Source organism: Halalkaliarchaeum desulfuricum, assembly GCF_002952775.1.
Classification (GTDB): domain Archaea; phylum Halobacteriota; class Halobacteria; order Halobacteriales; family Haloferacaceae; genus Halalkaliarchaeum; species Halalkaliarchaeum desulfuricum.
The window spans coordinates 25,961-38,435 of the sequence record NZ_CP025066.1; the positions used below are offsets into that span (position 1 = coordinate 25,961).

Annotated in this window: 10 protein-coding genes; 6 read left to right on the top strand and 4 right to left on the bottom strand. The window is 60.2% G+C overall.

Annotation, left to right across the window (positions count from 1 at the left end; genetic code table 11):
• Positions 1–30: 30 nt before the first annotated feature.
• The 4 genes from AArcSl_RS00125 to AArcSl_RS00140 form a co-directional block, all read right to left on the bottom strand.
• Positions 31–909, bottom strand: a complete 879-nt coding sequence (locus AArcSl_RS00125; RefSeq protein WP_449267268.1) for a DUF7856 family protein — start codon at positions 907–909, stop codon at positions 31–33.
• Positions 906–1,244, bottom strand: coding sequence for a DUF7855 family protein (locus AArcSl_RS00130; protein ID WP_119813548.1), 339 nt, complete (start codon positions 1,242–1,244; stop codon positions 906–908). Before AArcSl_RS00130 ends, AArcSl_RS00125 begins: the two co-directional genes overlap by 4 nt.
• Before the next feature lie 71 nt (positions 1,245–1,315).
• Positions 1,316–1,594 carry a DUF7854 family protein gene (locus AArcSl_RS00135; protein WP_119813550.1) on the bottom strand — a complete coding sequence of 93 codons (279 nt, stop codon included), beginning with the start codon at positions 1,592–1,594 and terminating at the stop codon, positions 1,316–1,318.
• A 2-nt stretch (positions 1,595–1,596) separates the two neighbouring features.
• A complete protein-coding gene (locus tag AArcSl_RS00140) occupies positions 1,597–7,224 on the bottom strand; it encodes an LAGLIDADG family homing endonuclease (protein WP_119813552.1) in 5,628 nt (1,875 codons plus the stop codon).
• A gap of 337 nt (positions 7,225–7,561) precedes the next feature.
• Here AArcSl_RS00140 and ahaH point away from each other — a divergent pair, with 337 nt between their 5' ends.
• The 6 genes from ahaH to AArcSl_RS00170 all read left to right on the top strand — a co-directional run bounded on the left by ahaH (position 7,562) and on the right by AArcSl_RS00170 (position 12,474).
• Entirely contained in the window at positions 7,562–7,894 is a 333-nt protein-coding gene (gene ahaH / locus AArcSl_RS00145; RefSeq protein ID WP_119821608.1) for an ATP synthase archaeal subunit H, read from the top strand.
• Positions 7,881–9,974: a V-type ATP synthase subunit I gene (locus AArcSl_RS00150; protein ID WP_245883306.1), complete on the top strand. Its 2,094-nt coding sequence runs from the start codon at positions 7,881–7,883 to the stop codon at positions 9,972–9,974. The genes ahaH and AArcSl_RS00150 overlap by 14 nt, the downstream gene beginning before the upstream one ends.
• A 257-nt stretch (positions 9,975–10,231) precedes the next feature.
• Positions 10,232–10,510 (top strand): hypothetical protein, encoded by a 279-nt coding sequence (locus AArcSl_RS00155; protein WP_119813556.1) that lies wholly within the window; start codon positions 10,232–10,234, stop codon positions 10,508–10,510.
• A 19-nt stretch (positions 10,511–10,529) separates the two neighbouring features.
• Entirely contained in the window at positions 10,530–11,108 is a 579-nt protein-coding gene (locus AArcSl_RS00160; protein WP_119813558.1) for a V-type ATP synthase subunit E, read from the top strand.
• Positions 11,105–12,151, top strand: coding sequence for a V-type ATP synthase subunit C (locus AArcSl_RS00165; protein WP_119813560.1), 1,047 nt, complete (start codon positions 11,105–11,107; stop codon positions 12,149–12,151). Before AArcSl_RS00160 ends, AArcSl_RS00165 begins: the two co-directional genes overlap by 4 nt.
• Positions 12,148–12,474 carry a V-type ATP synthase subunit F gene (locus tag AArcSl_RS00170; protein ID WP_119813562.1) on the top strand — a complete coding sequence of 109 codons (327 nt, stop codon included), beginning with the start codon at positions 12,148–12,150 and terminating at the stop codon, positions 12,472–12,474. The genes AArcSl_RS00165 and AArcSl_RS00170 overlap by 4 nt, the downstream gene beginning before the upstream one ends.
• The last annotated feature ends 1 nt before the right edge of the window (position 12,475 follow it).

Consider the following 12,475-nt stretch of genomic DNA (forward strand, 5'->3'; position numbering starts at 1 on the left):
GACGATGGGTGCCTCCTCTTCCGGTTTGAATCATCCCTCACAGAGCCACACGTCGACATCCAGGAGGCGGGCCGCCCGTCCGGCGTCGTCGATGCCGGTCTCGCGGGCGTCGATCACGATCGGCACCCCGAGATCGGCCAGCGTGACGGCGGCAAACTGTGACGCTGTCCCTGCAGACTTCGACCCGACCGTCTCGAACGAATCCGCCTCGACGAGCGATTCAACGCGCTCCCGCACCGCGGTGAACTCCTCCGACAGCGCGTCCGCGAGGACGGCCCTCGCCTCCCGACGCCGGTTGTCGAGGCGATCCTGCAGCTTCATCCGGCGATCCCGAACACTCCGGGCGCTTCGAGCCTTCCGCCGGGCTGCATCGAGTGCCTGTTCGGCTGCGATCCGGCCTGTCGACGCCTCCGCCAGATCCGCGGCAGCCGCCTTGAGCTTCTCGACTGTCTCCTCGGTCGGTTCGCCGAGCTCCCGCTCCGTCCGGAGCCGGCCACGGAGCGCAGCGATCCGCTCGCGCAGTTCGGTTTCGTTCGTCGATGCCTCGATGACGCTCCGTTTCGCTGCGTCGACTTCCGTCTCGGGCTCCGGCACCTCGATCGACGCGAGTTCCGATTCGAGCTCCCGGATCATTTCGTCGTGGGATGTCGTCAATCCGCGGGTTCGTGCCGCGGCGGCCACCAGGCGTCGGACGGTCGTTTCGGGGTTCCCGACCGGTCCGAGCACGTCGTATGCGTCCGGTTCGTCCGGACGTCGCTCACCCACACCCCGTCCGAGTCGATGATTCGTGACCGACTGTTCGGTTCCCGTTCCGTCCCGTATCGCAGCGTGAGCGGCGGCCGGTGACACGTCGAGACCACGCAAATCACGTCCCCGCCTTCCGGGCGAACACTCCCGTAGCCGGTTCACAGCTCCTGCCCCCGGAGTTCGTCCGGATCCGGATGCTCGGTGCCGGCGGCGAACTTTCCGTACGGCGTGCTCGGTTTCGCCCGTTCCTCGTAGGTTCTCGCCGCTGTCCGCACCCGCTCGGGAACGTCTGCGAATTCGTTGAAGGGCTCGGTTCGCTCGATCTGGACGTCGTCACCGTGCTTGTACCGCATCCGCAGTGCCAGAAAACCCGAAAACGCCGTCTCCGATAGTAGGGCCGCCCTTCCGAACCGGCGGACGACAGCGTCCTCGTGTGATCGACAAACGTTTCGAAGCGTCGTTCGAGCCTCCCGCGAATACGTCGCCACGAACAACATATATTCGACAATAGATTACCTTCAAATATAACTTTCGAGAATAGATACAATAACGACAACAGGAGAATATATCACACGTGTTCGATGTCGACTTCGTCGCGGTCGCAGTCGAGATCACGGAGGCTGACGATCCGTTCGGCGGCGGCGTGGGCCGACGGTGCGACGACCACCGCGCCGGCGGCGGCGTCGGGGGCTGTCGCCCGAAACAGCGATTCCTCGCCCTCGAAGTCGGTCGCGTACGTCCGCAGGACACCGACCACTCGCTTCTCGGTCGTCGCGAGGTCCGCCTCGCCGTCTTCGAACGCGCGAAGCGCCTCTTCGACGTTCCGGAGTGCGGAGATCCGATCCATCGTCACGTGGTTCGGAGGTGGTTCTGCCGCGGTTCGTACACCTCGCCCTTCCGACGGAGCTTCTCGATTTCGTCTTCCGCTTTGGTGGGGTCCATTCCCACATCGTCGGCTCGCTCGAGCACCTCGTCGATCGGAGCACCCTCCTCGAACTCGTCTTCGAGTTCCTCGATCAGCCCTTTGAGGTTCTTGATCCGATCGCGCTGGCTCTTCGAGGTGCCGGTTTCGATCACGTCGGCGTCGAACTGGCCGGTCTCGGGATCCACGCCGATGTCCTGGAGGCTCGACTCGACGATGTCGATCACCCGCTGTGCGTCCTCGTGGTCGACGGTGTCGGACAGCCGGACGCGGGCACTCGCCTCCGAGAGCCGCACCAGCGCCTCCAGCTTCCGGGCGGTCACGGGGACGGGGTCGTCCTCGTCGGCGCCCTGGGCGCGCAGGTCGACGTAAAAGTCCCGGATGGCCTCGCGCGCCTCGTCGGTCATCGTCGGGAAGCAGTTGCGCTTCGCGTAGGCGATGTACTTGCGCAACAGTTCGGCGTCCAGCACCGGCTCCACCTCCTGGGTGGCCTGTTCGACCTCCGACTCGGTGAACTCCGAGGTGGCGAGCCGCTCTCGCTGGGTGTTCATCTCCCCGGCGTAGTTCGTCGTGAGGATGTGATCCGCCAGCCGGGCGTCGTGGTCGGGGTCCGGCTGGTCGGTGACGGTGAAGATGAGGTCGAACCGCGAGATCAACGCCGGCTCGAGGTCGATCTGTTCGCCGAGGGGTTCATACTGGTCGAACCGGCCGTATTTGGGGTTTGCCGCACCCAGCAGCGAACAACGGGACTTGAGGGTGGCGTTTATTCCGGCCTTGGATATGCTGATCTTTTGTTGTTCCAATGCCTGGTGCATGGCGGACCGATCCTCGGAGTTGTGAACGATCATCCCGTTCGCGACGAAGTTGTGCGTCCCCTCGACGGTGAGGTCGTAAACTCGGGGTGTAGCGTACGAATTCATTTCATCGAGGGTCGCTCGGATCCGCTCTCTGAATTGTTTTATTTGCCTGACTGCGACGTTTTGAACTTCCTCAAAGCGATCTGTGTCGACAACCCCAGTAAACCACCGTGACACAGTTGATGCGGAAACATCCAAGCCGTCCGACAATTCGGCAAAGGATATCTGATGCCGTTGTAATTCTTTTCGTAGTGACTTCCAATCGTTCCCAATTTCAATGTCGTTTTTCAGAAGTTTGCGTGCGTTCGATTCCGCAAGATCAACTGAACATCCGAGCATATCTGCAAGTTGTTCTCTGTAAATTGGGATACGGTCGGAAGACGAATTAGCACTCACGACTTCGGTGCTTTCGACCTTTCGCCATTTGACGTCTCCTTTGATAAGAACAGACAGGGTTGACAAGTCTACAGTAGCTATTTCACGCAGGATTGATTTGAACCGTTCTACGATGGTTTCCCGCAGAACTTCATCATCTCCCCATAGTCGAGAGATTTTTTGTTGACTGAATGGTGTTCCGATAGCAAGTTCCGACTGCGAAACATGATATCGACCTTTGAGAGTCGTAAGCACTGACCAGGTCGGTTCCCTATCCAGAACTTCCTGATCTGTTTCTGCTCTTTCTTTCCGACGCTTGAATGTAGCGAGGATTGTTTTTGCACGCTGGATTGATACATTCGCCTTACCGCTCTCGAAGTCACAGTATGTTCCCTTATTTATCCCACACTCAGACTGATGGAGACGAAGATTTCCACGGATTTCCTGTAGATAATCTCCGATCTCGGGAACGACATTGAGAATCGTTCGATCCCCGTCTACGATCTCAAGTACGTCCATTAACGCATTCTGCTTCCGGGTGAGTGTGAATCCAATGTGGCGCGCAAAGCGGTTGAGGGAATCGGCGTCGGTTATCGTTAATACATGTAGATCACGTTTCTCTTTGCGCTCTCTCGTTCGTAGTTGGCTGGTAATCCCGAACTGTAGAAGAAGAATACGGGTCCCACATAATATTTCCCGACTCGAGGAGTACACTCTGACATTACCTGTCTGAGTATCGACCGACCCCTCGCTGTCAACGAGAGCGCGTACGAACGCCTTTTTCTCTCTTGTGGATCCTTCCGTAACCCACGTCGGAAACGCTTTTCCATCGTAATTCTCGAGATTCATTCCGGCTTCGAGAACGGAGTCCGCATACCTTCGACCGTGCAGACGTACCGTTTCGACGCCATCTTCTCGTTGTTCACTTTCATGTCTTACAGGATCGGAACCGAAAGCAGTCAGACACGCTGATTCAAAGTCCCGCAATAATTCTTCCTCTGAATTCGTAAATCGGATTCCGTAGCAGCCACCAGAGCGATCGTATACGATATTTCCATCACCGGAAAGATAACCGAGTATGGCCGCTTTTGCCTCCTGTGGGTCTGAATATTGGTGATTTACTTGGGTTTGTGGCTTGCTGTTGGTGTCAATTTCTGCAGTAATGGGACCTCCGTCACACGCCGGGGTAGGTATCGTGCGTGGGACATACACCCAGTCGTCCTTTTCAAGGTCACTTGCTGCACGTGTCTTTCGTTCTCCACCTTCCAACACGAAGAATGGATGGTCCTGGGTAGCGGTGAGTTGCTCTCCTGTCTGTAGAGTCACTTTGCACAGGCTTTCCGGAGCGTGGTATGCATGAATTGCCGTGACAGGTCTTTTGACGAGATTCCCGTCCTCTGCCATTGTCCACACGGTGAAGTCGACATCCCGAATGGTCTGTCCGTTTTGCAGTTGTTCTATCTCACCGGATGATTTGGCCTCTCGAGCCAGTTCTCCGATTTGCCGAACACTCCCATCACCCACACTCACAAGAGTTTCACCAGTCACACACCGCATTTTGTCCAGTTCGTCGACTGCGGCGATCCCCTTATCAGCGAGCACGAGCGCCCCGGCCTCCAGTGTCCACTGCTGGCCGTCGCCGAAGTCGTCGCGTACAGCTGCAGCCGTGTTGTGCGTGACGATCCCGTTTCCGACGAAGTTGTGCGTTTCCGGGACTGTCAGATCGAATACTTCTTTTTCACCGGTGTCGACCGCAGAAACAACTTTGTCCCAGACCAGTGAAGCTTCGGCTACTTCCTCAACGAAGGGACGATAATCCCCGAGATCACGCTCGGCGAGGATGTTATTAGTGCGTTCTCGGCTTGGGTTGTTCCCTCGAATAATATTTTGATAATAATCCCCACCCGCTCCGTCCGTTTTTATGAGCGTTTTTCCGATTGGGAGCCGCTCCCCACGTCGGGTCGTGTCCTCTACGATGGTCTTTAACGCTGCCTCTTTTTTTGTCGAGTTGAACCCTATTTGCTCAGCAAAGACATCGATATCCTTTCCATAAATAGTGAGATGGGTTTGGATCGATTTGGATTCGATTTCGTATCCATTTTTAAGTACAGTAGTTCCTCGTCGGTCGCGTTCTCTTCGCCGTGCACGTATGCCGTACGACTCGAGCATACGTTGGATCTGACGGGCAAACTCATCATCTATTGTCGAGAATTGGATGCTTGAGCCACCCTGTCTTCGAGCCGAGACACAGCCGTCTGCGTCAAACAGCCCTTGAAGGAACGCGTCAGCGTGTTCTGCCGTCATCAGGCGCGGTTCGAGGCCGATATCGGTTTTTGGTGACTCGACGCCGAGGTTGCTAAAGAACCGCGCGACTGTCACACTATGGAAACGAATACATGGGACTCGATTCTCCTGATATTCGATTTCTACTGATCTATCGAACGTCGATTTGATGCACTCGGCTGCCTTTCGGAGAAGTTCTTCGTCCGAGTTAGAGATCCGAACGTGTCCTCTGTTTTCACCCCTTGAAGAGACGGATACATCACCATCACCGAATACGAGTCCAATAAGGTACATCAGGTCTTCATCGAATCGGTCCGGAATACGGATATCGTGGCCATGACGAAGCATCGCCCGGTCTATCTCGATATCCTCGAGATCCGCATCTATCGCCTCAAGAATCCGGTCAAGTTTATCAAGAGGTAGGTACCGATTCGCAAGGGAGTCATATATAAAGTCCTCCGACAAGTCAAGCGCAGCAGCAGCTTCACGGAGTGTACCGAACCTCTCAAAAAGCTGCTGACGCAGGAATGTAATCGACTCTTCGGTCGGTTTGACCTTCTCCTGTGTAAACTCGATGAAGTCACGAACTGGTGGACTGTGTTTATTAACCTCTTTGTATTTCGGTACTGCCACGTGATCGCCTGATTTGATATCCGAAATCTCGCGCCACTCGATCCCCCTCTCGCCACAGACGAGGACGGGCGTGTTGACCGATGCTTCCAACTCCTTTCCGTGCGCTGTTTCGATCCGCCGGCACGGCTTCTCGGGCATTCGCCAGACGTGAGAACTCTCGCGTAGTTCCATCTCGCCGCTTTCGCGGTCGAAGCTGTAGACTTCGTGGTCGCTTTCGGCAGCGGTGTCTTCGTCTACGGGATCAGGGTGGTGTTCCTCTGCAAGTTCGCGGATTGGCATGAAGCCTTCCGCGGTGTGAATCTTCGTATCACCGGTCACGCACAGCCCTGCTGAGCTGCTGCCTTTCCCCGAGGTGTACACCGATCTCGGGGCGATATTTTGTATGTATGAAAGTAGCTGGGACTTCCCAGTACCGGGGTCCCCGATCAACAGCATGTGCAGGTCCCCCCGGATCCGGGAGCCGTCGGGGAGGTGTTTGGTAACGCCGGAAAACAACTGGAGAATCATCGCGAGCTTCTCCTCTTCGAAACCGTAGATCGACGGCGCGACCGAATCCACCATCTGCTGGTAGATGTCCTCCTCGCTCGACCGCTCGATGATGTCCTGGACGTCCTCCTGGGTGATGTCCATGTCCTCGAACTCCTCGTCCTCGATCGAGATGGAGACGCCGTCCATGTACAGATCGAAGACGGGAGTTTTCTCGTTGCCGTCGGTCATCTGCTCGATGTGCAACACGCCGACGACGGTGACGTGGTCGCCCGGCGTCACCTTGCCGGTGATGTCGTCTACGATGTCGACGTCGATCGCCTGCGGGGTCTGACCGCCGCGCAGCCCCTCGGGCGACTCCTGGACGCGGAGCTTCTGGGAGTCGATGAACTCCGACTGGTCGTGGTTCACGCGGAACGGGCCCTGTCGCTCACAGCCCTGACACTCGTGGGGCTCCTGGAACCCCGACTCCGACTGGGGGATGTACGTCATCGTGCCGCAGCGCTGGCACTCGAAGGCGGCCTCGGTGACCTTCGGACGGACGTCGGTTGCCTTCCGGACGATCCCCTGGACGGCGATCATCCGGCCGATGTGGTCGTCCTGGACGCGGATTCCCCGGATGTCGATCGTCTTCGACCGCGGGAGGTTCTCGACCCGAACGTGCGCCTGGCCGAGACTCACGTCCGCCGGGAGGTCGTACAGCCGCAGCGCCTCCTCGGCGTACTCGCGGAACTGCTCGGGCTTTGCGAGGTAGTCCTCCGCGAGGTCGGGATCGAACGTGTACAGGTCGTCGTAGTCGACGTACAGCGACCGCTGTTCGTTGGGGTACCGCTGGGCGAGTTGCCCGATCTCGTCGCGGTAGTAGTTGCGATAAAACTGGATGAATCGCTCGGTGAGTTCGTCCGTTCCAGCCGTGGCCATCGCGACGGGATACGTCGGCATCACGTATGAACCTCATGTTCGCAGCGCGAAAGTGAACGCTCGCCCACCCGGGGCAGCGAGTCGCAAAGGTTTCCGTGCTCAATCTGGAACGGAGCCACATGCAGGTTGAGGCGCCGCACGTCGCGTGGTTCCTCGGCCAGACGCCGACGCCTACCGGCCAGTTGGCCAGTTCGAGCTCCTGTCCGGACTCCCCGTGTGGGCACAGGTGCTCGTTATCCTGCCGTTCTCGTCGGCGGGACGTTCGGACGCTACCGGCCGGTGCGTCCGGGTTTCGCAAACACCTTATACGCCGATTTGCATGTTGTACACGACGAATATGGCGAGACCCGAAGTTCTCGAACGAGTGAAGGCCGCCGAGCGCGAGGCCGACCAGATCATCGAGGAGGCCGAGACGGAGGCCGACAAGATCATCGAGGAGGCCCGCGAGGAGGCCGGCCGAATCCGGAGCGAGGCCGAACAGGAGGCCGAAGAGGCGGCCCAGAAGCGACTCGAGGAGGCCCGCGAGGAAATCGAAGCCGAACGGGAGGAGATCCTCGAATCTGGACGGGAGGACCGGGCCGAACTCGAAGAACGAGCCCGAGACCGGTTCGACGACGTGGTCGACCTCGCGTTAGAACGGTTCGAGGAGGCGGTACATGCTCAGACCTGAGCGGATGAGCAAGGTCTCGGTGACGGGATCCAAGCGGGTGATGGACGACGTCATCGAGGCCGTTCACGACCTCAACCTGCTCCACATCAGCGAGTACGACGGCTCCTGGGACGGGTTCTCCCCGGGAGATCCGATGGAGGGCGCCGAGGAGACGTCCGAAAAGCTCGTGACTGTTCGCGCCCTCGAGAGCATTCTCGACCTGGATCCCGAGGACGCCGGCGCACGCAGAGTCCTCTCGGACGACGACATCGAGGCGGAACTCGAGGAGGTCCGCGAGCGGGTGAACGAACTCGACGACAGGCGCGAGGAGCTGAAAGACGAACTCCGGGAGATCGACGAGAAGATCGACTCGATGGAACCGTACGCCGACCTGGGGATCGATCTCGATCTGCTGTCGGGCTATGACACCCTCGCGGTGGCGGTCGGGCTCGGCAAAGCCAAGGACGCCGAGGCCGCACTCGAGGAGGCGGAGTCGATCGGTCCGTTCGAACTGTTCTCCGGCGACCGGACAGTCGCGGTGTTCGCCCGGCCGACATCGGGCTCGGAGGACCCGATCGCGGACGCGCTCGTCGGTGTCGACTTCCAGCCCCTCGACGTTCCGACAGCCGAAGGAAGCCCCGAAGACTACGTTCGGGAGCTCCGTTCGCGGCGTCGGCAGGTAGACTCGAAGCTCGACAACGTCGAAAGCGAACTCGAGGTCGTAAAACGGGAGGCTGCGGACTTCCTACTAGCAGCCGAAGAGGAACTCTCTATCGATGCACAGAAGCGCGATGCACCGCTTTCGTTCGCGACGACCGCCAACGCGTTCGTCGCCGAAGGGTGGATCCCGACCGAGCGCTACGAGGAACTCGAAGACGCGATCCAGGACGCGGTCGGCGACCACGCGGAAGTCGAGGAGATCGAGCGGGCGGAGTTCGCTCCCGACGGCGACCACCACAGCGAAGCAGTCGGCGAGGCCGCGACGGACGGCGGATACGAGACGACCGACGAGAAACCACCGGTAGTCCAGGACAATCCCCGGGTCGCTGCACCGTTCGAGACGCTCGTGAACGCGGTCTCTCGGCCGAAGTACTCGGAGTTCGATCCGTCGCTGCTCGTTTTCCTCACGTTCCCGCTGATGTTCGGATTCATGATCTCCGACATCGGCTACGGGGTTCTCTACGTCGCCATCGGCTACTACTTCTGGTCGAAGTACGACACGACAGGGATGAAAAACGTCGGTGCGGTCGCGATGTGGGCCGGCGCGTTCACGATCTTCTTCGGCTTCCCGTTCGGCGGCGACGTCTTCGGTCACCACCTGCTGGATACGGAGATGGCGAAGGGTGTCGCGCCCGGGTACACCAGTTGGGCCCAGGCGTGGCTGGTCGTGACGGTACTGTTCGGCGTGCTCCACCTGAACATCGGCTACGTGCTGTCGTTCGTGAGTACGATCCAGCATCACGACTTCAAACACGCCATGTACGAAGCCGGATCGTGGCTGCTCCTGTTGAACGGCCTGTGGGTGTGGGTGTTCAGCGCCCACTACTACGAGGCGAAACCCGAGATCCTGTTTGCGGCGTTCGAGACGACCCTCGGGATCCAGACGCAGGGGCTCCCAGAGATCGTCGGTCTCGCCGGTCTCGTTGCCGTGGCGGTCGGCGCCGTCCTGCTCGCCGTCGGGGAACCCCAGGAACTACCCGAGGTGCTGTCGCCGCTGGTGAACGCGGTCTCGTACACCCGGATGACTGCCGTGCTCCTCGCGAAGGGCGGGATGGCGGTCGCCGCGAACCTGCTTGCGTTCGGCGCCTACATCGAGGACGGCAGTTTCGTCTTCATGTTCACTCCCTCGAACCTCGCAGATGCCCGGGCGGCCGGCCAGGACATCGTCTTCGCCGGACTGACGACGCAGGGTGCCGTCGGCGTCGTTGCGGGCATCCTGGTTGCGATCCTCGGTCACATCGTCGTGTTGATGCTCGGGATCACCGCCGCCGGCATTCAGGGAATCCGTCTCGAATACGTCGAGTTCTTCAACAAGTTCTACGAGGGCGGCGGTCGGAAGTACGACCCGTTCGGCTACGTCCGTCGATTCACGAGAGGCTGACGGCGGCTCGTCGGTTCTCTTTCCGACGTTTTCCATCCGAACTCCTTGCTGACGGCCGTGACGATTTTGTTCGGCACGATCGAGCCCTCTTTTCAAGACCCGTCGCTCCTGTGCATGTACTTCACACATTCGATATCGGAGAAAACAGCCGGTTAGGCCCCTGCGACGAACGTCTTTGGGAAGCTTTATGGCACTTCTGGCAGCAATAAACTACTGTTCGGAGAGCGGCGAACACTACTCGAAGTGGATTGATACCAATGCTCGAAATCGCATACGAACTCGGAAGTTTCGCACTGCAGAACGGCGCTGAGACTGGCGGCTGGGATCCGGAGGCGGCCCAACACCTCGCGAGCGCCGCGGCGGCGATCGCCGTCGGCCTCGCGGCCCTCGGATCGGGATACGCCGAACGCGGGATCGGTGCCGCCGCGGTCGGCGCGATGGCCGAAGACGAAGATCTGTTCGTCCGCGGCCTGATTCTGACAGTCATCCCGGAAACGCTCGTCATCCTCGCGCTGGTCGTCGTGTTCCTGGTCTAAACGACCACGGGTTTCACAAATGAGTCTGGACACTGTCGTTGAGGACATTCGAGAGGAAGCCCGCGCGCGTGCGGACGAGCTACTCGACGAGGCCAACGCCGAGGCCGAGGAGATCGTATCGGAGGCCGAGGCCGACGCCGAGCGTCTCCGACAGGAACGCGAGGCGGAGGTCGAGCGCACGATCGCCCAGGAGCGCGACCGGTCGCTCTCGAGCGCCAAACTCGAGGCGAAACAGGAACGGCTCGAGGCCCGCCGGGACCTCCTCGATGAGGTCCGGGAGGAGACCGAGAGCGCGCTGACGGAGCTGGAAGGCGATCGTCGCGAGGAACTCACCGGAGCGCTGCTGGAGGCGGCGCTCGCGGAATTCGACGAGGAATCGGTCGTCGTTCGCGGACGCGAGGAGGACGCCGAACTGCTAGAGCGGCTGCTGTCGGACGTCGAGGACGCCCACGTCGGCGACGCCTACGACTGTCTCGGCGGCGTCGTCGTCGAGGGCGACGGGTCGCGGGTGAAAGTGAACAACACGTTCGACTCGCTGCTCGAGGAGGTCTGGGACCGGAACCTCAAAGAGTTGAGCGACACACTGTTCGAGCAATGATTGCTTCCGGGAGTTCGAACACTGAGTACGTCGTCGCCCGGGTTCGCGCCCGGCGTGGTTCCCTCTACAGCGACGAGGAGTACCGGAAGCTCATCCGGATGACGCCCGCGGAGATCGCTCGGTTCATGGAGGAGTCGACGTACAAGTCAGAGATCAACGCGCTCGGGACGCGGTACTCCGGGGTCGATCTCATCGAGTACGCGCTCAACCGGAACCTGGCAAAGCAGTTCAACACCATTCTCGGCTGGGCAGAGGGGCGGCTGTACAACCTTCTGGCGCAGTATCTCCGGAAGTTCGACGCCTGGAACGCGAAAACCGTGCTCCGGGGGATCTACACCGACGCCTCCCGCGAGGCGATCGAGTCGGACCTCATCCGCGCCGGCGAGTTCGACGATCAGATGATTTCCCGGCTGCTGGAGGCCGGCACGATCGAGGCCGCCGTCGACGTGCTCGAGGACACGCTGTTCGGCGAGGACCTCGCTGCGGCGTTTGCCGACTACGAGGAGGAGGGAGTCCTGGTTCCGCTCGAGAACGCGATCGACCGGGCGTACTACGATCACCTGATCACCGACATCGCGGTCGACGAACCGACCGCGCAGTACCGGGAGTTCCTCCAGGCGGAGATCGACTTCCGGAACGCCCGAAACGCCCTCCGGCTCGCGCGATCGGCGGCCGCCATCGACCCTGCCGAATACTACATCTCCGGGGGCAAGCTCTTCACGGAGTCACAACTGGCCCAGCTCGCGAGCAACCTCGACGAGCTGGTCGGCTACATCCGGGAGAGCGAGTACGCAGACGAGCTGTCCGACGCACTCGGACAGCTCGAGGAGGCCGACAGCCTCATCGCGTTCGAGCATGCGGTCGACGCCGCCTTGCTGGAGTACTCCGACCGTCTCGGCTACGTCCACCCGGTGTCGATCACGCCGATCGCCTCGTACATCCTCGCGAAGGAGCGCGAGGTCGAGAACATCCGAGCGATCGCGCGCGGCAAGGAAGCAGGGCTATCCGAGGAAGAGATCGAACGGGAGCTGGTGATCATATGAGCCAGGAGATCGCCGTCGTCGGTAGCCCGGAGTTCACGACTGGGTTCCGTCTGGCCGGCGTCAGGAAGTTCGAGAACGTCGCCGAAGAAAAGAAGGACGAGGACCTCGACGACGCCGTCGAACGGACCCTTGCAGACGACGACGTCGGCATCATCGTGATGCACGACGACGACATGGAGCATCTCTCCCGGGACGTCCGGGAGGCCGTCGAGACGAGCATCGAACCGACGCTCGTGACGCTGGGCGGCGGCGCCGGCAGCGGCGGGCTGCGAAACCAGATCAAACGCGCCATCGGCATCGATCTGATGGAGGAGGAAGACTAAA